Genomic DNA, 20,659 nt, shown 5'->3' on the forward strand with positions numbered 1-20,659 from the left:
TCTCCCGAACCGGCGAAATAATGTGAGGCGTCCGATTAGGGGATGCATCGTGTATTCGCGCTTAACTTGCAGGCCGGGTTCGAATAGGTCACCCATCGACTATGGACCAAATGCCGAGGAGCCCGCGATGGTGAAATCCGACGACAGTGCAAAAGTTCCGGTGCTGGTGACCGGCGGGGCCGGATATATCGGGAGCCATGCCGTGCTGGCCCTGCTCGACAAGGGGTGGGACGTCGCGGTGATCGACGATCTGTCGACCGGCTTTCGCTGGGCGATCCCGGACGAGGTCGCGTTTTATCAAGGCGACATCGCCGATGCCGAATTGCTGTCCCGCATCTTTGCCGAGCAGGGCACGCGCGCGATCATGCATTTCGCAGGCTCGATCATCGTGCCGGAATCGGTGTCGGACCCGCTGAAATATTACGACAACAACACGGTGAAAGGGCGCGCCCTGATCGCGGCGGCGGTCGAACATGGCGTGCCGCACATGATCTTCTCCTCCACCGCCACGGTGTATGGCGAGCCGGACCTGAAACCGCTGCAGGAGGATCTGCCGCTGTCGCCGGTCAATCCCTATGGCATGTCGAAGCTCATGACCGAGCGGATCCTTGCCGATTGTTCGCGCGCCTACGACCTCAACCATTGCGTGCTGCGCTATTTCAACGTGGCGGGCGCCGATCCCGATGCGCGCAGCGGGCAGTCCAGCATCGGGGCGACCCATCTCATCAAGGTGGCGGTCGAATCGGCCTTGGGCAAGCGCGGGCCGGTCGGCGTGTTCGGCACCGATTATCCGACCCCCGACGGCACCGGGGTGCGCGATTACATCCACGTGTCCGACCTCGCCGATGCGCATGTCCTCGCGCTGGAGGCGTTGATCGCGCAGCCGGAGCGCAGCCTGACCATGAATGTGGGGTATGGCCGCGGTTTTTCCGTGCTCGAAGTGCTCGACGCGGTGGACCGGGTGGTGGGACAGCCGGTGCCGCGCGTGATGGAGGGGCGCCGCGCGGGCGACGTGCCCTCGCTCGTGTCGGACAACAGCCGGATCATGGACACCGTGCCATGGCAGCCGCGGCACGACGATCTGGAAACGATCATCGGTCACGCGCTGCAATGGGAAAAGCGGCTGACTGGCCTGCGTGAGGGGCAAGGTAGCGGGCAGGGCGGGTAACCCGCGCGCCAAACGTGCCTTGACTCAAGGCTGGGCTGCACCTATCCGCCCCACCTTGATTTCGGCGGGTTCGCGTCCATATGGATCGCACCCCCGCCACAGACGGATGCCCACCCGGTCATCTGTCGGAATGCGCCCGGTGGGGTCGATCTCTCACCGGCAATTGGGAACGAGACAATGAAGATTCGCAACAGCCTCAAATCGCTGAAGAACCGTCACCGCGACAACCGCGTGATCCGCCGTCGCGGCCGGGTCTATGTCATCAACAAGACCAATCGCCGGTTCAAGGCCCGCCAGGGCTGAACCCATGCGTATCGGGCCGTTTGCCGGCCCGGTGGCCTTGCGTGAAGATGCGCCGCCGGGGCGACCGGGCGGCGCTTTCGCGTATGCGTGCGCGACGGGAGTGATCTGGTGATAGATGATCGCACGGTCGACCATGTCGTGTTCGATGTCGGCATGGTGCTGTTCCGCTGGGACCTACGCTATCTTTATCGCCCGATGATCGACGATCCGGCGCGGCTCGAATGGTTCGTGACCCATGTGGTGACGCCCGAATGGCACCACGGCCACGACGAAGGGCGTGACCTCGCCGAGATGGTCGCCGAGCGCAAGGCCGCGTTCCCGGACGAGGGCGCGCTCATCGACGCCTATGCGACGCGGTTTACGGAATCCATCCCCGGCCCGGTTCCAGGCTCGCTCGAGCTGGTCGAGGAGCTGGACGCCGCCGGCGTTCCGCTCTGGGCGATCACCAATTTCGCCGACAGCTTCTGGAAACAGTTCCGCGCGACGCAGCCGGTTTTCGACCGGTTTCGCGACATCGTCGTGTCCGGCACGGAAAAGCTGGCCAAGCCGGAGCCGGAAATCTTCGACCTTGCCGCGCGCCGTTTCGGGATCGCGCCTGCGACCGCCCTGTTCATCGACGACCGCCGCGACAATGTCGAGGCCGCCGCCGCGCTCGGGTGGCAGGTGCATCATTTCACCGATGCGCCCACGCTGCGCGCCGATTTCGAGCGGCGGGGCCTGCTCGGTTCGTGATGGCGCGGGTCGGGTGCTTTCGTGCGCGGGTGCTTTGCGGTAGGGCGGGCGCACGATGACTCGCCTGACCGTCAACGATCGCCCGGTCCAATTCCTGATGGATGGGGATACGCCGCTGGTCTGGGCGCTGCGCGATGCGGCGAATCTCACCGGTACGAAGCATGGCTGTGGCAATGGCGATTGCGGCGCGTGCATGGTCATCATCGACGGGCAGGCGATCCGGTCCTGCCTCGTGTCGCTGGCCGAGGTGGAGGGGCGATATGTCACCACGATCGAGGCGCTGTCCCCCGACCGTTCGCACCCGCTGCAACAGGCGATGGTGGCCGAGGGGGCAATTCAATGCGGCTTCTGCACGCCGGGCATCGTTATGGCGGGGGCGGCCCTGCTGGCCCGCGATCCGGCGCCGGGCCGCGCCGCGATCGACGATGCGATCCGCAATCTGTGCCCGTGCGGCGCGCATCCGCGGATCGTGCGGGCATTCGAACGGGCGAGCCGGTCGCTCCGCCGCCGCGAACCTGCGGGCGACGTGCCCGCCCCCGGCATCGACCCGGCGCAGGCCGCGCGCGACGTGCCCGCCATGGCGCCCGGCAACCCGACTATCGCAAGTGAGGAGAACGACGAATGAAGGCCACCATCTGGCACAATCCGAAATGCGGCACCTCGCGCAAGACGCTCGCCATCCTGGAGGACACGCCAGGCGTCGAGGTCGAGGTGGTCGAATATCTGAAAAACCCGCCGAGCGCGGCGCGCCTGCGCGGCCTCTACGAAAAGGCGGGCATCACGCCGCAGCAGGGCCTGCGCATGCGAGGCACGGATGCGGCCGAACGCGGCCTGCCCGATGCCGACGATGATACGGTGCTCAACGCGATGGCGGCCGAGCCGATGCTGATCGAGCGGCCGCTGGTCGAGACGGAAAAGGGTGCCCGTCTGTGCCGGCCGCAGGATACGGTGCACGAAATCCTTTAACTTACCGATGTTTGCACCGATGTATGCCCCGGCGCTTGCAAAGCGGGCCGCGATTTGCCACGCCCGCGCCACGATCGGTTAAGAGGCGGAGACGATTATTTCATGGCGGGTACCGAATTGACGCGCGAGACCATCACGCGCCGGGCAAAGCGCCGCCTTTCCCGGGCGCTTGGACCCTGGGGCGTGTTCTTCAAAGGGTTCGTGCAGCACCCGGTAATGGTCGGTTCGATCATTCCGTCCTCGCGCTTTACCATCGACCGCATGCTGTCGCGCACGGATTGGAGCCGGTGCGATCTGTTTGTCGAATATGGCCCCGGCGTCGGCACGTTCTGCCAACCGGTGCTCGACCGGATGAAGCGGGATGCCGCGCTCATCGTGATCGACACCAACCCGCTCTACATCGATTACCTCAACCGCACGATCGCCGATAGCCGGTTCACCGCCGTGCTCGGCTCCGCCGCGGATGTGGAGGCGATCATCGCCGCGCATGGCCATGACGGGGCGGATTACGTTCTTTCGGGTCTGCCGTTTTCGACCCTTCCGGATGGGGTGGGCCCGGCCATCGTCGACGCCACCCACCGCGTGTTGCGACCCGGCGGCGCGTTTCTCGTCTATCAGTTTTCGGCCAAGGCGCGCGATTTCATGGCCCGCCGGTTCCGCCGGATCGACAGCGATTTCGAACCGCTCAACGTGCTGCCGTGCAAGATGTTCTGGGGCTGGAAAGACGCGGGCTGAGCGTCACTCGCCGGGCGTCGCCGCAAGCTGTGCCCAGATCGCCGTCAGCACCGCCGTCGTGATCAGCGAATAGACCGCGCCCACCAGCGCCCCGATAAAGCCGACGACGACCGCCGCGCCATCCGCCCCGACGAGCGGGAGCAGGATCAGGCCCGGAATGAGCGTCGCCACCGTATAGACGATCAGCGCCGACAGCGTCAGCAGCGCGAGAAAGAACAGCAGCCGCGTCGCATTCCCCCGCGTCAGCCGCCACGCGCGCAGCAAGGCATCGAACGGATTGCGCACCCGCTGTGCCACCATGACCGGCGCGGTCAGCACCGCCCGGATGAAGAGATAGAGCGCGATGGCCAGCGCAATGAGCGTGCCGAACGCCCCGGCCGAAGAGGCGCTGCCTGCCGCCGCCCCCGCCGTCGCGACCGGCACCAGCACGAGCAGCATGACCACGCCGATACCCGACAGAAGCACGAGCTGCGCCGCGACATAGCTCGGCAAATAGCGCAGCGCCTGCTTCATCGCCTCCCCCACGGTGGGCCGCGCCGGATCGGCGAGCAGCGCGATCACGGCGAGCACGCCCACGCTCTGCATCAACAGCGAGGCGAGCAGGACCGGCCACCAGCCGGCGAAAAGGTCGAGCATCGCCTGCGTCGCGGCATCCCCCTCCAGCCCGTCCTGCGGCGAGGGGAGGACGAAATTCACGAGCAGCTGCGGCAGGAGAAAGAACACCCCCGCCACGATGAGCAGCAATTGCCGGTTCGCCGCGATCATCGCCGCGGCGCGCGACCATGCCCGGCCGATGTCGAGTTTTGCAGGCGGCGGCCCCTTGGGCGCCGGTTTCCATGAAGGTAATGCCATGGGTCTTGATTGGCACGGCATTTGCCGCCACGCAACGCGCGATGACCGATGAAACGAGGGATATGCCCGCCTCCGCACAGGACGGGATCGAATGGCGCCATAGCTATGAGCAGGTCGCCTATCGCGATGCGCTGGCCGAGATGGAGGTCCGCAATGCCGCGATTCGCGACGGCGCGCGCGAGCTGATCTGGATGCTCGAACATCCGCCCGTCTATACCGCGGGGACCAGCGCGAAGGATGCCGATCTGCTCGACCCGCGATTCGACGTGGTGAAGGCCGGGCGCGGCGGGCAATTCACCTATCACGGGCCGGGGCAGCGGATCGGATACGTCCTGCTCGACCTCAGCCGCCGGGCGCGCGACGTGCGCGGTTTCGTGCATGCGCTCGAAGGGTGGGTGATCGACACGCTGGCCGATTTCGATGTCGAAAGCTGGCGGGCGGAGGGACGCATCGGCATCTGGACCCGCGACATCGACGGGCGCGAGGCGAAGATCGGCGCGATCGGCGTGCGCGTGCGCAAATGGGTGACGATGCACGGGTTCAGCGTGAACCTGTCGCCCGATCTTACCCATTTCACCGGCATCGTGCCCTGCGGCATCAGCGAATTCGGCGTGACCAGCCTCGAACGGCTCGGCCGCGCGGTGTCGGCGCGCGAATGGGACGAGGCGATGGGGCGGCACAGCGAAACGTTTCTCTCCGCGCTGGACCGCAAATGCCCGACGGAGTAATCAGCGACGCCATGGCGAAAACGATCCTCACCCTCACGATGGCGGCGCTGCTGCCGCTCCTGTCCGGCTGTAACGACACGGCGGACGCTCCGGCCGAGGCCGAGGGCGCGGCGGCGCAGGGCGAGGTGCTTCCCGGCACGATCGACGATGCGATGATCCCGCTCGATCAGCTCCAATCGCAGGGCATGCCGGTCAGCGAAGCGGAAGGGGAAGACGAGAACGCCGGCGAAGGCGCGGATGATGCCGATGCCGATGTCGATGCGGATACCGAAACCGACGCCGCGACGCCGGACGCCGAACCCGAAGACTAGTCCGCGGCCTGCCGATTGTTGCTGAGGTTCGCGCGGAAGGCGAGGTGCCGGTCGTGCACCTCGGCAAGGTCCGGCCCGCTCAACGCATCGGCGGCCTGGCTCATCAACAGGTCGCCTTCCTTCAACAGGACCTGCACGCGGTCGCGATTGTTGAGCGCGCTGGCGCAATTCTGCATCGCGTCGAACATGGCGAAGGTCGCCTTCCGGCTGGTCGCGACGACGGACCGCGCCGCGCCGAACCCCGCCGCGACATAGCCGTCGAACCCGGTCATGATCGGGATGACGCGCCGGTCGGTCGACTGCGCACGGTCGTCATTGGGCGAATCGGCGAGCACCCGCCCGCCCAGCTCCGCCGTGGCCGCCCCGATCCAGTGCAGCGCCGTCATCGCGGTGAACGGGTCGTTGATCCCCGGCGACAGCGCGCGCAGGGCAATCTCGACCAGCTCGTCGAGCAGAAAGCCCAGATCCTGCGTCGGCGTGCGCAGGCCCGACAGCACAAAACAGCCAAGAATCTCCTCGATCAGCGTATCGTCCGGGTCGTCGGCGGCAATCTGCACCAGCGCCATCGGCGGGTGCACGAAATCGCCTGCTTCCGCCTTCAGCACGATGACCGAATCGGTGCGCTTCGCAATGTCCTCCAGCCCGGAAAAATCGATGATCTCGATATAGCCGGCCGAAGTGACCGACACGATCTTGCCATCGGGCGGTTCGGGCTGTTCGATGTCCGAGCCGTTGTGGGGAAAGCGATGCTTGATCTGCCGGATGAGCCGCTCGCCGATCTGTTTCAGCACGGTGTTGATGCGGATCGAATCGGGAATATGGTTGAGGAAGAACACCAGCACCGCAATCGATGCCAGCATCAGTCCGGTCGCGACCAGCAGGGACAATTGCGGCACGAAACCCGGCAGGCCATCGGACGCGGCGGCCTGCGCCGAGGCGGCGGCCTCGTCCTCCGCCCGGACCACGCGCAGCACCATCACCGAATAGACGAAGGTGCCGATGAAGGTGGCAAGCGAAAGCTGATTGCCCTTGTCCTCCATGAAATTGGTGAGAAGGCGGGGGCCGTAGGTTCCGCTGGCATAGGCGACGGCGGCGATGGTGATCGAAAACACCGTCGCGGCGACGCCGATCGTCGTGCTGGCGATCACCTGGAGCATGGTGCTGGCGCCGTCGGGGCGGGCGGGCACGAGATATTTGGTGTTCGAGATCATCTCGGCCGCAAAGCTGCGATCGAGCATGATCGTCACCAGCGCCAGCACGAAGGCGAGGATCGAGAACAGCGCCGGATAGAACCAGTAGCTGGCATTGATCGCGGCCAGAAAGGAGCGGAGATGCGCGGTCACGGCTTACCCGCGCGATGGCGGGCGGGGGCGCGATACGCGGCTCCATGCGGCGATGTGTCGATGCGAATGGCGTGCCCTCCTGTCGTGCGACCGGAGAACACAACGCGGCACGCGCCGTTTCGTTGCCGCCCGTTCGGGGTGCGGCGCGGATCGGGCGCGGGGCCGGGTCCGCTCACACCCGGCCCAGATCGCCCTTGCCGATGGTGCCGGCCGCCATTTCGATCATCTTGTCGAGGCTCTGCTTCGCCTTCAGCCGCAAGCCTTCCTCGATCTCGATCCGGGGTTCGAGGTCGCGCAGCGCGATATAGAGCTTCTCCATCGTGTTGAGCGCCATGTACGGGCATATGTTGCAGTTGCAATTGCCGTCCGCCCCCGGCGCGCCGATGAAATTCTTCTCCGGCAGCGCGAGCTCCATCTGGTGGATGATGTGCGGCTCGGTCGCGACGATGAGCGTGTCGCTCTCGGTCGTTTTCGCAAATTGCAGGATGCCGCTGGTCGAGCCGACGTAATCGGCGTGGTCGACGATCTGCGGCGGGCATTCCGGATGCGCGGCGATGGGCGCGTCGGGATACTGCTGCTGCAATTTCAGGAGCTCGGTTTCGCTGAACGCCTCGTGCACGATGCACACGCCGGGCCAGAGCAGCATGTCGCGCCCGAACTTGCGATTGAGATAGCCGCCGAGATGGCGGTCGGGGCCGAAGATGATCTTCTGGTCTTCCGGGATCTGCTGAAGAATCGTCTCCGCGCTGGACGAGGTGACGATGACGTCGGACAGCGCCTTCACCTCGGTCGAGCAATTGATGTAGGTCAGCGCGATATGGTCGGGATGCGCCTCCCGGAATGCGCGGAACTTGTCCGGCGGGCAGCTGTCCTCAAGACTGCACCCGGCGTCGAGGTCGGGCAGCACGACGATCTTTTCCGGGCTCAGGATCTTGGCCGTGTCCGCCATGAACTTCACGCCGCAGAACGCGATCACCTCGGCATCGGTGGCCGCTGCCTTTTTCGACAGTTCGAGGCTGTCGCCCACGAAATCGGCGATGTCCTGAATTTCGGGCTTCTGGTAATAATGGGCGAGGATCACGGCGTTGCGCTCCTTGCGCAGCTTCTCGATCTCTTCGCGCAGGTCCATGCCGGTCAGATTCTCTCGCGGTTGGGCGGTCATGCGTCGTGTCCCCGTATTGTCGTGGCCCGTGGCGGGCGTGCTTGCCCTTCATCTAGGGACAAACCCCCGGCTTTTACAGGGCATTCAGCCGGCAAGCGCCCATTCTTCGCCATCGCGGCCCACCACGCCCCTTCGTTCGAGGTCGATCAGATGCGCCAGCACCGATTGCCCCGCCGCCCCGACCAGCCGCGAATCGAGCCCGACATACATCGTGTCGACCAGCGCCGGGATGGCGCGCGCCCCCTTGTCGAGCGTTTTTAGGATCTGCCGTTCGCGTTGCCGGCGATGGCCGATCATGCCCCGCACCAGTTGCCGCGTATTTTCGACCGGCGCGCCATGGGCGGGGTAGTAGATGCGATCCTCGCGGCCATGCAGCAATTCCATGCTGGCCATGTAATCCGCCATGTCGCCATCGGGCGGGATGACCACGGTGGTGGACCAGCCCATGACGTGATCGCCGGTAAACAGCGCGCCGCTTTCCTCCAATGCAAAGCACAGGTGATTCGACGTATGCCCCGGCGTCGCCACCGCCGTCAGGGTCCAGCCATCGCCCGAAATGCTCTCCCCATCATTGAGCACGCGGTCGGGCGCGTAGCCTGTATCGAACGGCGCATCGCCGCGCGGCCCGATGGATTCGAGCGCGAGCGCAGCGCAGCCCACGATTCTCGCCCCGGTGCGGGCCGCAAGCGGCGCGGCGGCGGGCGAATGGTCGCGATGGGTGTGGGTACAGCAGATGGCCGTGACTGTGCGATCCCCGATGGCGGCGATCAGCGCGTCGATATGCGCGGCATCGTCGGGGCCGGGGTCGATCACCGCGACATCATGGCCCGCGCCGACGATATAGGTCTGCGTCCCGTGCAGGGTAAACGCGCTGGGATTGCCGGCCAGCACGCGCTGCACCCGCTGCTCGAGCTGCTGCGGGGTGCCGATGGGCGGGGCGGGCTGTGTCTTGGCGGGCATGGGTGCCAATATGGGCAGGCCGGGCGCGGCTGTCGAGGTGGAGACCAGCCCCGCCCCTTACCGCCCGCCGCAAGCCCGGCATTGCGGGTCGGGCGCAATCCGGATCGTGCGCAGGCCCGGCCCCAGCCCGTCCAGCAAGTGCAGCCGTCCGAATTGCGGATCGCCCAGCGCGGAGACTCCATTCAGCAACACGCGCAACCCGTGCATCGCGCCAAAGCATCCCGCCATCCCGGCAAAGGCGCCGAGCACGCCCTGCTCCGCACAGGTGTCGCAATCGTCCGCATCGAAGGCATCGCCGACATAGCAGCGATAGCAGGGCTGATCCCCAAGGTGCCCGGCGAAATTGGCGATCTGCCCCTGGAACCGTCCGATCGCCGCACTGCTCAGCGGGACGCGCGCCGCGACGCAGGCATCCGATACGGCGAGGCGGGTGGCGAAATTGTCGCACCCGTCGAGCACGAGATCGGCCCCTGCGACGATCGCACCGGCATTATCCGCATCGATTCGCATGTCGCGTGCCGTCACGGCGATGGCGGGATCGAACCGGCGGACCCAGTCGGCGGCGCGCCCGGCCTTTCCCGCGCCGGTATCGCCGGGGGTGAAGATCGTCTGCCGCTGCAGATTGCTCACATCGACGACATCGCTGTCCACGATCGTCATGCGGCCCACCCCGGCGGCGGCGAGATACTGAATCGCGGGCGAACCGATACCGCCCGCCCCCACGACCACCACGTGGCACGCGGCGAGCCGGACCTGCCCCACGCCGCCGATTTCGGGCAGGACGATATGGCGGGCATAGCGCTCCATGCGTTCGTCGCCGTCCAGCATGGCGGAACGGGGCGATGGCGCGTCGGGATGGCGGGGCGTGGTATCGTGGGGCATGAGCTGTCCCTTGCCCCGGCGGGGGCGGCGGGGGCAAGCACTCGTTCGGATCGGCGCGACACGGCGGGCCGGAACGCCCGAAAAGCTTGACGATTCGCCGCTGCGGGGATATGCGCCGCGCTTTCACGTGAGGGGCATGCCCTTTCGCGCATGATTTCGTATCGGTCGGGTATCGCGCATTTGTGCGGGCCGGACCCGGAGCAACTCGCAAGTACCCCGTTTGAACAGGGCCGCCGCGCCGGCGGCCGCATAAAGGATCGACATGGCCAATACCCCCCAGGCGCGCAAGCGCATCCGTCGCAACGAGCGCCGCGCCGAAGTGAACGGCAACCGCATGGCGCGCATCCGCACCTTCCTGAAAAAGGTCGAGACCGCCATCGAATCGGGCGACAGCAACGCGGCCAAGACCGCCCTGCACGATGCGCAGCCCGAACTGGCGCGCGGCGTGGCGCGGGGTGCGATCCACAAGAACACCGCTTCGCGCAAGATGTCGCGCCTGTCGAAGCGCGTCGCCGCGCTCTGACGCCGACATCGCAGGACGATTCGCCGGACCGCCGGCGGATCGGGCCATGAAAGGGCCGCCGGGCATGATCCGGCGGCCTTTTTCGTGCCTGCGATCCGGGGCCTCAGGCTCGGATACGATCGCCCTCGAATCGGCGGAAATGCGTTGATTCGGATGGCGGTGTGACCAATAAAACGTTCCAAACCAATGGCTTGAAACCGCACTGTTGGAGTTGTGCGGGCTTGATTGAGTCAAGGCGCATTATTTCAGTTTTTTTACGCTGCAACCCTTGCCGGTGGACCATCCACAGCCCTACAAAATGAGGGCCGGGCGGTGACCCGCAACCGGCATTATTGAACATCGCGAAGATCGCTCGCCCACCGGATCGCTCCGGCGGACGGCGCCGTATTATGATGCGGCGCCGATGGGCGGATATTGCCGGTGACAGGACGGGTGGACGAAGGTTTTGGGGCAGGATTTGATGACGGCTATGATGCGCGAATCGGATGATACGAATGATGCAGGACATGGCAGTGCCGCGCCCCTTTCGTCCTCGCGCATCGCGAGCGGCACCGCGGATCGACGCGATGGGCGCGGCGGGGGCGCAGTGGCGTCCAATGTTTCGGGTGCCGGCGCTTCGGGGGCTGGCGATTCGGCGCACAGCGACGAGGCGCGCCGCCGCGCCGAGGATCTGCAGGCCGACTGGGCCGATATCTGCATCGGGCTGAAAAAGGATTTGGGGCAGCAGCTCTACAATCAATGGATTCGCCCGGTCGAACTCGGGCCGTTCTGCCGCGAGACGGGCACGCTCGACCTGTATCTGCCGACCGAATTTTCCGCCAACTGGGTCACGGACCGCTTTGCCGACCGGCTTTCGCTGGCGTGGAAGATCGCGAGCAGCGACGTGCGCAATGTCCGCATCTGCGTGCATCCGAACCGTCGCAAGCTGCCCGAATTGCGCGTCGGGTCCGCCGCTGCGGAACCGGCGGCGATGGCCGATCCCGCAGGCGCGCTGACCGATCTCGGCTCGGCCGGGCTGGACCCGTCGCTGACCTTTGCGAGCTTCGTCACGGGCGAGGGCAATGTGCTCGCCTATAACGCGGCGCAGCGCATGGCCGCGATCGAAACGCCGCAATTCTCGCCGCTCTATCTCAAGGCCGCGACCGGGCAGGGCAAGACGCATCTGCTCCATGCGCTGGGCCATCAGTTTGCCGCGGCGCGTCCGGGCGCGTGCATCTTCTACTGTTCCGCCGAACGCTTCATGGTCGAATTCGTGCAGGCGCTCCGCCATAATCAGATGATGGAGTTCAAGTCGCGGCTGCGCGGGTTCGACATGCTGCTGGTCGACGATATTCAGTTCATCATCGGCAAGGCCTCGGCGCAGGAGGAATTGCTCTACACCATCGATGCGCTGCTGGCGGAGGGCAAGCGCCTCGCCTTTGCCGCCGATCGCGCGCCGCAGGCGCTCGACGGGGTGGAGCCGCGGCTGCTGTCGCGCCTGTCGATGGGGCTGGTCGCGGATATTCAGCCCGCCGATATCGACCTGCGCCGCAAGATTCTCAATCACCGCCTCGCCCGCTTTACCGCGAGCGACGTGCCTGCCGACGTGATCGAATTCCTCGCTCGCACCATCAGCCGCAACGTGCGCGAGCTGGTCGGCGGTCTCAACAAGCTGATCGCCTATGCGCAACTGACGGGCCAGCCGGTCAGCCTGCAACTGGCCGAGGAACAGCTTACCGATATCCTGTCCGCCAATCGCCGCCGCATCACCATCGACGAGATTCAGCGCACGGTGTGCCAGTTCTACCGGCTCGACCGATCCGAAATGGCGTCGAAGCGCCGGACCCGCACGGTGGTCCGCCCGCGGCAGGTCGCGATGTATCTGGCCAAAGTGCTGACCCCGCGCAGCTATCCCGAAATTGGGCGCAAGTTCGGCGGGCGCGACCATTCGACCGTGATCCACGCCGTCCGCCTGATCGAGGATCTGCGCACCCGCGATGCCGACATGGACGGCGACGTGCGTAGTCTGCTGCGGCAACTGGAGAGCTGACCGCGGTGCAGTCCGCGCGGCTCCTGCCGGCGAGCGTGGCGGTCCTGCTTACGGGATGCGGCGCGCCGGCGGCGGACGCGGGCGCGAGGCGCACCGACCAAACCGCCGGCACCGCCGCGACGCCGGCCGCCGAAACGCGCAGCATCTATATCGCGCGCGACCCGGAACCGGTTGCGAGACCGGGAACCCCGCCGATCGCCAGGCCGCTCGCGCTGTTCCACGGGGCTTATGCGGTGCGAGACGATTGCCTCCTCTTCGTCATGGCGGGCGGCGATGCGGCGTTGCCCATGTTTTCCGCGGAAACATCGGTGATCGTGCAACCCGATCGCGTCATTATTGCGGGAACCGCGCATCCGTTCGGCGAAACCCTGTCGCGCGGCGGGGCCATGCGCGGGCCGGATGGGTACGCCGCTCTTGTCGAACCGCCGCCGCCGGCCTGCCGCTATTCCCTCATCGGCTGATCGTTCCTATCTGTGCGCTCATGCCAGAGCTTCCCGAAGTCGAAACCACCGTGCGCGGGCTGTCCGCCTTTCTCGATGGGGAAACCATCGCCCGCGTGCGCGTGAACCGGCCCGACCTGCGCCGACCGTTTCCCGACGGGCTGGTGCAGGCGATGACCGGGGCGCAGGTCACCGGCCTGTCGCGGCGGGCGAAATACGGGCTGATCCACCTTTCCCGCCCGCAGGTGATGGTGTTTCACCTGGGCATGAGCGGACGCTGGCGCATCGACCCCGAGGAAATGGGCAGGCACGACCATCTCGTGCTCGAAACCGGCAGCGGCCATGTGCTGGCATTGAACGATGCAAGGCGATTCGGATCGGTCGATCTGGTCGATGCCGATGGAATCGATGCGTTCGGCCCGTTCGCGGCGATGGGGCCGGAGCCTCTGGGGGCGGAGCTGACCCCGCACTATCTGCGCGAAGCGTTGTCGGGGCGGATTTCGCCGATCAAGATCATGCTGCTCGATCAGCGGATCGTGGCGGGGCTGGGCAATATCTACGTGTGCGAGGCGCTGCACCGTGCGCGCATCCGCCCGGACAAGGCGGCGGGCGCGGTGTCCCTGGCGAAGCTGAAGCTGCTGGTCCCGGCCATTCGCGACGTGCTGAACGAATCGATTGCGGCGGGCGGTTCCTCGATGCGGGATTATGCAAAGCCCGATGGTGAGCTGGGCTATTTCGCGACGTCGTGGCAGGTCTATGGCCGCGAGGGGAAACCATGCCATTGCGGGGGGACGGTGCAGCGTTTCGTGCAGGGCGGGCGCAGCACGTTCTGGTGTCCGAAGTGTCAGCGTTGAGCGAGGCAAAACGCGACACAATTGCTTTGCGTGGGGCGCATAACGCCCTAAACGCTTGTGCCATGACAGACAGCGAGACAGTTTCCTTCGGCTACGAACAGGTCGCCGCGCACGAGAAGGCGGACCGCGTCGGCGCGGTGTTCACCAATGTGGCGCGCAAATACGACATCATGAACGATGCGATGTCGGGCGGCATGCACCGATTGTGGAAGGACCGCTTCGTCCGCAGGGTCAAGCCGCAGCCGCACGAGCGCATTCTCGACATGGCGGGCGGGACTGGCGACATCGCCTTTCGCATGGAGGCGCGCGGCGCCGACGTCACCGTGTCCGACATCAATCAGGACATGCTGGACGTGGGGCTCGACCGCGCGGTGAAACGCGGCATCGACAGCCTCGTCTGGTCGCGGCAGGACGCGGAGGATCTGAGCTTCGAGGACAAGAGCTTCGATGCCTATACCATCGCATTCGGCATCCGGAACGTCACCCATATCGACCGTGCTCTGGCCGAGGCGCACCGCGTCCTCAAACATGGCGGGCGGTTCTTCTGCCTCGAATTCTCGACCACCGAATGGGCCGGGTTCAAGGATATCTACGACGCCTATTCGCACCGGCTCGTGCCCGAAATCGGCAAGCGGATCGCGGGCGACGCGGACAGCTATCGCTATCTCGTCGAATCGATCCGCCGCTTTCCCACCATGCCCGAATTCGAGGGCATGATCCGCGATGCAGGGTTCGCCATGACGAAGGTGGAGCCGATCATGGGCGGGCTGGTCGCGATCCATTCGGGCTGGAAAATCTGAGTTCATGACGCGCCCTGCGATCCATGTGATGCGGCTTCTGCGATGGGGCCGCACGCTCGCCCGGCATGGTGCGTTGCGCATCGTGGAGGAAAACCCCGCGACGCCCGCGCCGGTGCGCCGGCTGTGCCGGATTGCACGGTTCGGCACGCGCCAGCCGCGCATCCCCGATTACGCCGCCGCGTTTCAGGAGATCGGCCCCGCCGCGATCAAGCTGGGGCAGACGCTCGCCACGCGGCCCGACCTCGTGGGCGAGGAAGCGGCGCGCAACCTGCTGTCGTTGCAGGATTCGCTCCCTCCGGTGCCGTTCGAACGCATCTGCCGGGTGATCGAGGAAAGCTTCGAGCGCCCGATCGCCGCGCTCTATTCCAGTATCGAGGAAACGCCGATCGGCGCGGCCTCCATCGCGCAGGTGCATAAGGCGGTCACGACCGAAGGCCGCACCGTCGCGGTCAAGGTGCAGCGGCCCGACGTCCGTGCGCAGTTCGCGCGCGACATCGACACGTTCGAATGGGCCGCCGCCCATCTCGAGGCGTTCGGCGGGGAGGCGACGCGGCTGCGCCCGCGCCTCACCATCGCCAATTTCAAACGCTGGACCCTGCGGGAGCTGGACTTGCGGCGCGAGGCGGCGTCGGCGTCCGAACTGGCGCAGGGGATGAGCGCGGTGCCCGGTTTCCGCGTGCCCGACATCGACTGGGACCGGACCAATGGCCGCGTCCTGACGATGGAATGGATCGACGGGGTGAAAATCGCCGACCGGGACCGCCTGATCGAGGCGGGGCACGATTTGCCCGACATCGCCAACCGGCTGGTGCTGGGTTTCCTGCGACAGGCGATCAGCGCCGGGTTCTTCCACGCCGACATGCATCAGGGAAACCTGTTCGTGACGGCGGACGGCACCATCGTCGCCATTGATTTCGGCATCATGGGCCGCATCGACAGGCAGGCGCGAAGCTGGCTTGCCGAGATTCTCTACGGCTTGACCACCGGCGATTACCGCCGCGTCGCCGAAATCCATTTCGAGGCGCAATATGTGCCGAGCTACCATTCGGTCGAGGAATTCGCCACGGCCCTGCGCGCGGTGGGCGAACCCATGCGCGGCAAGCCGGTCAGCGAATTGTCCGTGGGACAGATGCTCGACGGGTTGTTCGCCATCACCCGCGATTTCGACATGATGACGCAGCCGCATCTGCTGCTTCTTCAAAAAACGATGGTCATGGTGGAGGGGATCGCGACCTCGCTCGACCCTGGCATCAACCTTTGGGACACGGCGGCCCCCTATGTCCGCGAATGGATCCGCGACGAGCTGGGCCCGGAGGCGGCGATTGCCGACCGCATTCGCGAGGATACGGATACGCTGCTGCGCCTGCCCGGCCTCATCCGCCGGATCGAGGACATGTTCCCGGCCAAGGGCGGCGCGCCGGAGGCACCGCCCCTGCCGCATATAGAGCTGATCTGGGAACGGCGGGAGCGCAAGGGCGGCGGGTTCTGGCCCTATGTGCTGTCGGCGGGCGTCGGCGCGGCGGCGGCCTATGGGGCGCTGGCGGCCGGGTTGTTCTGACGCGGGCATGGACGGGGCGGCATGAAGATATTGCTGATCATCGGCGGCGGGATCGCGGCCTATAAATCGTGCGAACTCGTCCGGCTCATCCGCAAGGGCGGGGGCGAGGTGACCTGCGTGCTGACCGAGGGGGGCGCGCATTTCGTCACCGCGATGACGCTCGCGGCCTTGAGCGAAAATGTGGTGCACACCACGCTCTGGGATCTCAAGAACGAGACCGAGATGGGGCATATCCAGCTTTCGCGGCAGGCCGATCTCGTCGTGGTGTGCCCCGCCACCGCCGATCTCATGGCGAAGATGGCGGCGGGCATCGCCGACGATCTGGCAACGACGCTGCTGCTTGCCACGGATAAACCGGTGCTGATCGCGCCGGCGATGAACGTGCGCATGTGGCAGCATCCCGCGACGCAGCGCAATGTCGCCCGGCTGCGCGCCGATGGCATCGCCGTGATGGAGCCGGACGAGGGCGCGATGGCCTGCGGCGAATACGGGCCGGGGCGCCTGCCCGAGCCGGATGCGATATTCGGGGCGATTCGCGAAACGCTCGACAACGGCACCGATCCGCTTGCCGGACAGCCCGATTTTTCCGCCACGGCACATCGCCGGCTGTTCGGGCGCCATGTGCTCGTCACGGCAGGTCCGACGCACGAGGCGATCGACCCGGTCCGCTACATCGCCAACCGGTCGAGCGGAAAGCAGGGCTTTGCCATTGCCGCCGCCGCCGCCGCGATGGGCGCGCGCGTCACGCTGGTCGCCGGGCCGGTCACGCTGGCGACGCCGCCGGGCGTGGACCGGATCGACGTGGAAAGCGCGCGGGAGATGCAGGCCGCGGTGGACGACGCGCTGCCCGCCGATGTCGCGGTGATGGTCGCCGCGGTCGCCGACTGGCGCGCCGCCGATGTGCGCGATCAGAAGATCAAGAAGGACGGGTCGGGGCAGATTCCTCCCCTCGCGCTCGAACAGAATCCCGATATTCTGCGCATGCTCGCCCAGTCGGATCGGCGGCCCGCGCTGCTCGTCGGGTTTGCCGCCGAAACGCAGGACGTGCTCGCCCATGCGGAGGCGAAACGCCGCGCAAAACAGGTGGACTGGATCGTGGCCAACGACGTGTCGGGCGACGTGATGGGCGGCGATGCGAATGCCGTGCATGTCATCGACGCCCACGGCACCGAAAGCTGGAATGCCATGGCGAAGGATGCGGTCGCCCGCGCGCTGGTGACGCGCATGGCGGACACGCTCGACAAGAAGGACAGGCCATGACCACGGTGCGTTTCAGCCGGGTGGAGGGCAATGATCTCCCGCTCCCCCATTATGCGAGTGCGGGGGCGGCGGGCATGGATCTGCGCGCGTTTTTGCCCGACGGTGCGGTGACGCTGGCGCCCGGCGAACTGGCTTTGGTGTCGACCGGGTTTCGCGTGGAACTGCCACGCGGGACGGAAATGCAGATCCGCCCGCGGTCGGGCATGGCGCTCAAGCACCGGATCATCGTGCCCAACAGCCCCGGCACGGTCGACGAGGATTATCGCGGCGTGGTGATGGTGGGACTGCACAATCTCGGCGATGCGGCATTCACGATCGCGCATGGCGACCGGATCGCCCAGGCGGTCATCGCCGACGTGCGCCGCGTCGGAATCGAGGAAGCCGACGCATTGTCGGACACCCTTCGCGGTGCGGCCGGCTTCGGATCGACCGGGCGGGATTGATACGAAAAAGGGCGGCCCGTTCGCAAGAGAACGGACCGCCCGATGCGAATCGCAGGCGATTCGATCAATACATGTGTTGCCCGCCATTGATGCTGAGCGTGGAGCCGGTCACGAAGGTCGCATCCTCGGAACAGAAGAACGCGACGCCGCGCGCGATTTCGTCCGCATGGCCCAGCCGTCCGACCGGGATTTTCGCGATGATCTTTTCCAGCACGGGTTCCGGCACCGCCGCCACCATGTCGGTGTCGATATAACCCGGCGCGATGGCGTTGACCGTCACGCCATATTTCGCGCCTTCCTGCGCCAGCGCCTTGGTAAAGCCGTGAATGCCGGATTTCGCCGCGGCATAGTTGACCTGCCCGTATTGTCCGGCCTGGCCATTGACCGACCCGATATTCACGATGCGGCCCCATTTGCGTTCGCGCATGCCGGGGAACGTGGCCTTCGCCATGTTGAAGCAACCGCCGAGATTGATCCGCATCACCTCGTTCCAGTCGTCCCACGTCATCTTGTGCAGGACCCCGTCGCGGGTGATGCCGGCATTGTTGACGACAATGTCGATGGGGCCGACATCCTCGGCGATCTGGCCGCAACCTTCCATCACCGCGTGGTGATCGCCGACGTCGAACTTGGCCGTCTTGATTCCGGTGCGCTCGCTGAACGCTTTCGCCTTTTCGTCATTGCCGGCGTAGTTGGCGACAACCGTGCATCCCATCTCGCGCAGGGCGAGGCTGATCCCTTCGCCAATGCCACGTGTTCCGCCCGTAACCACTGCAATTTTCGACATGAACATCCTTTCCGCCTGCTCTCCTCTTCAAAAGGTTAGGGATAGCGGCGGACGGTCACAACCTCTTATTCGGTCGGATCGAAACTATGGCAATGCAGCAATTCGGCCACGCATCTGCGGCAGGAATCAGAAGCGGAACTGCGTCCCGACATAGACGGCCTGCGCGTCCTGCTCCTCATCCGTGAGCGGGGCGATCCGGTTGCGGTCGGCGGAGTAGCGAAGGCCGGCGGTAACCTTCAAATTGCGGGCCACGCGATAGGCGCCGCCGACATCGACAGACACGTCGGACCCGGTTTCGCCGCCCCGGACCGTATCGACCGGGAACTGCCTCTCGTCGAGATTGACCGTGGCGCTGAACCGGCTGGGCTTTGCCTTCGACGGGGTAAAGCTGGACAGGTCGGGCATGTCGAGCTTGCGAACCTCGCCCGGCAGGGTCAGCGTGCGGTTCGCGCTTCCCGCAATGCCCGCGCCCGATCCGGCACGGCCGATCGTGTTCGATTCGCCGCGCTCGACGCCAAAACCCTGATAACCGCGCGCCATGCCCAAGTTGAAGGCGACAGGCGAAATGCTGGGTATCGACGCGCCGCGACCGGCGTCCGATCCGCCGACCGCACCGGCGCGCATGGAAATGGCGCGGACCGTATCGGTGTTGACCCGTACGGCGACCGTCACGGCGCGCTTGCCCGTTTTCTTCGCGCCGGCGGGGGTGAAACGGAAAATGCCGCTGTTGTCCTGCGCGTCGCCCTGCGCGCTGCTCAACCGTGCGAGCAGGCGGGGATCCGCGGAAGACGGGGTGAAAGCGGCAAGCCCGTCGGAGCCCACCGAAAGAATGCGCCCGGCCATCGATTCTGCGTCCGCCGTATCGATCAGGCCATTGCTGGCGGCGGCGACCGCACTGGGCAGGGCCGCGACGAACGCAGCACCCGCCAGCAGGGCAATGCCCCACCGTTTCGTGCCGAATTTCGTACCTTGCGACGCCACAGTCGTGATCCCCTGAATCTCACACGCCTTCCTTATACACTGGAAAGCTTTCGCCGTCATGACCCGATTGCAGGGTACGGCGACATGCATGCATAACCTGTCGAAGGGCGCACTGCCAACCGAATGCGTAAGTTGGATGACAGTTCCCTGACCGACTGTTGCATCGAATCGACAGCCGCGTCGTCATGGGGCACGCGGTTCGGCCTTCGTTCACGCCGGATCGGGCATCGATGGCGTGCGTGCAAAAACTTGCCGCCGAGGCGCGCACGGTGATAGAGCGCGCGAAACATGTGGCCCGCCCATCGCGGCGCGGGCCGATCCCTTGTGCCAGATGCGTTCGCCCCGGCGGGCGAATCGACGAACGAAAGTCCCGCAATGACCGGTCAACGCCCCCGCTTTTCCACTGTTTCTGCCGCTATCGCAGGGCTGGCCGCCCTGTCCGGATTGTCCGGGTGCGGCGGGTCCGAACGCGTGCAGACCGAAGCCGCCGCCGCGCAGGTCGCGACCATCGGCGTCAACAGCTATCTGTGGCGCGCCAGCCTCGACACGCTGTCCTTCATGCCGTTGGTGCAGGCCGACAGCGCGGGCGGGGTCATCGTGACCGACTGGTTCAGCAATCCCGAAAATCCGGTAGAACGCATGAAGATGACGGTCAGCATCCTCGACACCGACTTGCGCGCCGATGCGCTGCGCGTCGCGGCCAGCCGGCAGGTCGCGCAGGGCGGCGGATGGGTCGATGCGCCGGTACAGGCCGCCACGGTGCAGAAGCTGGAGGACATCATCCTCACCCGCGCCCGCGAATTGCGCCGCAACGCGGTGATCGGCTGATCCGGGGGATACGC

At 66.0% G+C, this 20,659-nt stretch carries 24 protein-coding genes; 17 read left to right on the forward strand and 7 right to left on the reverse strand.

What is annotated here, in order from left to right:
* Positions 1-127 precede the first annotated feature (127 nt).
* The 6 genes from galE (at position 128) to JD971_RS08590 (ending at position 3,904) form a co-directional block, all read left to right on the forward strand.
* Positions 128-1,168: a UDP-glucose 4-epimerase GalE gene (galE, locus tag JD971_RS08565; protein ID WP_202082611.1), complete on the forward strand. Its 1,041-nt coding sequence runs from the start codon at positions 128-130 to the stop codon at positions 1,166-1,168.
* A gap of 177 nt (positions 1,169-1,345) precedes the next feature.
* Entirely contained in the window at positions 1,346-1,471 is a 126-nt protein-coding gene (ykgO, locus tag JD971_RS08570) for a type B 50S ribosomal protein L36 (protein WP_202082613.1), read from the forward strand.
* A gap of 153 nt (positions 1,472-1,624) precedes the next feature.
* A complete protein-coding gene (locus JD971_RS08575) occupies positions 1,625-2,203 on the forward strand; it encodes an HAD family phosphatase (protein ID WP_202087492.1) in 579 nt (192 codons plus the stop codon).
* Positions 2,204-2,258: 55 nt separating this feature from the next.
* On the forward strand, positions 2,259-2,828 hold the full coding sequence (locus JD971_RS08580; protein ID WP_202082615.1) for a (2Fe-2S)-binding protein: 570 nt from the start codon (positions 2,259-2,261) through the stop codon (positions 2,826-2,828).
* Positions 2,825-3,169, forward strand: a complete 345-nt coding sequence (gene arsC, locus JD971_RS08585; RefSeq protein WP_202082616.1) for an arsenate reductase (glutaredoxin) — start codon at positions 2,825-2,827, stop codon at positions 3,167-3,169. Before JD971_RS08580 ends, arsC begins: the two co-directional genes overlap by 4 nt.
* A gap of 102 nt (positions 3,170-3,271) precedes the next feature.
* Positions 3,272-3,904, forward strand: a complete 633-nt coding sequence (locus JD971_RS08590) for a class I SAM-dependent methyltransferase (RefSeq protein WP_202082618.1) — start codon at positions 3,272-3,274, stop codon at positions 3,902-3,904.
* A gap of 3 nt (positions 3,905-3,907) precedes the next feature.
* On the opposite strand, the gene JD971_RS08595 is transcribed toward JD971_RS08590, so the two are convergent.
* A complete protein-coding gene (locus tag JD971_RS08595) occupies positions 3,908-4,756 on the reverse strand; it encodes a glycerophosphoryl diester phosphodiesterase membrane domain-containing protein (protein ID WP_202082620.1) in 849 nt (282 codons plus the stop codon).
* A 62-nt stretch (positions 4,757-4,818) separates the two neighbouring features.
* Here JD971_RS08595 and lipB point away from each other — a divergent pair, with 62 nt between their 5' ends.
* Entirely contained in the window at positions 4,819-5,484 is a 666-nt protein-coding gene (gene lipB, locus JD971_RS08600; RefSeq protein ID WP_236672387.1) for a lipoyl(octanoyl) transferase LipB, read from the forward strand.
* Positions 5,469-5,795, forward strand: a complete 327-nt coding sequence (locus tag JD971_RS08605) for a hypothetical protein (RefSeq protein WP_202082624.1) — start codon at positions 5,469-5,471, stop codon at positions 5,793-5,795. Before lipB ends, JD971_RS08605 begins: the two co-directional genes overlap by 16 nt.
* Here the strand turns inward: JD971_RS08605 and JD971_RS08610 are convergent.
* The 4 genes from JD971_RS08610 to JD971_RS08625 all read right to left on the reverse strand — a co-directional run bounded on the left by JD971_RS08610 (position 5,792) and on the right by JD971_RS08625 (position 10,088).
* The gene (locus JD971_RS08610; RefSeq protein ID WP_202082626.1) at positions 5,792-7,138 is read right to left on the reverse strand and encodes a DUF2254 domain-containing protein; all 1,347 of its coding nucleotides are present in this window, start codon (positions 7,136-7,138) and stop codon (positions 5,792-5,794) included. The two genes, JD971_RS08605 and JD971_RS08610, sit on opposite strands and share 4 nt — an antisense overlap.
* A 172-nt stretch (positions 7,139-7,310) precedes the next feature.
* Positions 7,311-8,300, reverse strand: a complete 990-nt coding sequence (gene nadA / locus JD971_RS08615) for a quinolinate synthase NadA (protein WP_202082628.1) — start codon at positions 8,298-8,300, stop codon at positions 7,311-7,313.
* Between the two features lie 84 nt (positions 8,301-8,384).
* Positions 8,385-9,260, reverse strand: a complete 876-nt coding sequence (locus tag JD971_RS08620) for an MBL fold metallo-hydrolase (protein ID WP_202082630.1) — start codon at positions 9,258-9,260, stop codon at positions 8,385-8,387.
* 57 nt (positions 9,261-9,317) lie between these two features.
* On the reverse strand, positions 9,318-10,088 hold the full coding sequence (locus tag JD971_RS08625; protein WP_202087493.1) for a HesA/MoeB/ThiF family protein: 771 nt from the start codon (positions 10,086-10,088) through the stop codon (positions 9,318-9,320).
* Positions 10,089-10,404: 316 nt separating this feature from the next.
* On the opposite strand from JD971_RS08625, the gene rpsT reads away from it, so the two are divergent.
* The 8 genes from rpsT to dut all read left to right on the forward strand — a co-directional run bounded on the left by rpsT (position 10,405) and on the right by dut (position 18,049).
* Complete coding sequence (rpsT, locus tag JD971_RS08630) at positions 10,405-10,665, forward strand: 30S ribosomal protein S20 (protein ID WP_202082632.1); 261 nt, start codon at positions 10,405-10,407, stop codon at positions 10,663-10,665.
* A gap of 469 nt (positions 10,666-11,134) precedes the next feature.
* On the forward strand, positions 11,135-12,694 hold the full coding sequence (gene dnaA, locus JD971_RS08635; RefSeq protein WP_236672008.1) for a chromosomal replication initiator protein DnaA: 1,560 nt from the start codon (positions 11,135-11,137) through the stop codon (positions 12,692-12,694).
* A gap of 5 nt (positions 12,695-12,699) precedes the next feature.
* Positions 12,700-13,155, forward strand: a complete 456-nt coding sequence (locus JD971_RS08640; RefSeq protein WP_202082634.1) for a hypothetical protein — start codon at positions 12,700-12,702, stop codon at positions 13,153-13,155.
* Positions 13,156-13,175: 20 nt separating this feature from the next.
* Positions 13,176-13,988 carry a bifunctional DNA-formamidopyrimidine glycosylase/DNA-(apurinic or apyrimidinic site) lyase gene (gene mutM, locus JD971_RS08645; RefSeq protein WP_202082636.1) on the forward strand — a complete coding sequence of 271 codons (813 nt, stop codon included), beginning with the start codon at positions 13,176-13,178 and terminating at the stop codon, positions 13,986-13,988.
* A gap of 62 nt (positions 13,989-14,050) precedes the next feature.
* The gene (locus tag JD971_RS08650; RefSeq protein WP_202082638.1) at positions 14,051-14,788 is read left to right on the forward strand and encodes a class I SAM-dependent methyltransferase; all 738 of its coding nucleotides are present in this window, start codon (positions 14,051-14,053) and stop codon (positions 14,786-14,788) included.
* A gap of 4 nt (positions 14,789-14,792) precedes the next feature.
* Positions 14,793-16,346, forward strand: coding sequence for a 2-polyprenylphenol 6-hydroxylase (gene ubiB, locus JD971_RS08655; protein WP_202082640.1), 1,554 nt, complete (start codon positions 14,793-14,795; stop codon positions 16,344-16,346).
* 21 nt (positions 16,347-16,367) lie between these two features.
* Positions 16,368-17,606, forward strand: coding sequence for a bifunctional phosphopantothenoylcysteine decarboxylase/phosphopantothenate--cysteine ligase CoaBC (coaBC, locus tag JD971_RS08660; RefSeq protein ID WP_202082642.1), 1,239 nt, complete (start codon positions 16,368-16,370; stop codon positions 17,604-17,606).
* Positions 17,603-18,049, forward strand: coding sequence for a dUTP diphosphatase (dut, locus tag JD971_RS08665; RefSeq protein WP_202082644.1), 447 nt, complete (start codon positions 17,603-17,605; stop codon positions 18,047-18,049). Before coaBC ends, dut begins: the two co-directional genes overlap by 4 nt.
* Before the next feature lie 64 nt (positions 18,050-18,113).
* Here the strand turns inward: dut and phbB are convergent, their stop codons facing one another.
* Together phbB and JD971_RS08675 are read right to left on the reverse strand one after the other, a co-directional pair.
* The gene (phbB, locus tag JD971_RS08670; RefSeq protein WP_202082646.1) at positions 18,114-18,836 is read right to left on the reverse strand and encodes an acetoacetyl-CoA reductase; all 723 of its coding nucleotides are present in this window, start codon (positions 18,834-18,836) and stop codon (positions 18,114-18,116) included.
* A gap of 126 nt (positions 18,837-18,962) precedes the next feature.
* A complete protein-coding gene (locus JD971_RS08675; protein ID WP_236672009.1) occupies positions 18,963-19,817 on the reverse strand; it encodes a hypothetical protein in 855 nt (284 codons plus the stop codon).
* Between the two features lie 375 nt (positions 19,818-20,192).
* Between JD971_RS08675 and JD971_RS08680 the strand changes: the two genes are divergently transcribed.
* On the forward strand, positions 20,193-20,645 hold the full coding sequence (locus JD971_RS08680) for a DUF3576 domain-containing protein (protein ID WP_202082648.1): 453 nt from the start codon (positions 20,193-20,195) through the stop codon (positions 20,643-20,645).
* Positions 20,646-20,659: the final 14 nt, after the last annotated feature.

The organism is Croceicoccus sp. YJ47 (assembly GCF_016745095.1).
Classification (GTDB): Bacteria; Pseudomonadota; Alphaproteobacteria; order Sphingomonadales; family Sphingomonadaceae; genus Croceicoccus.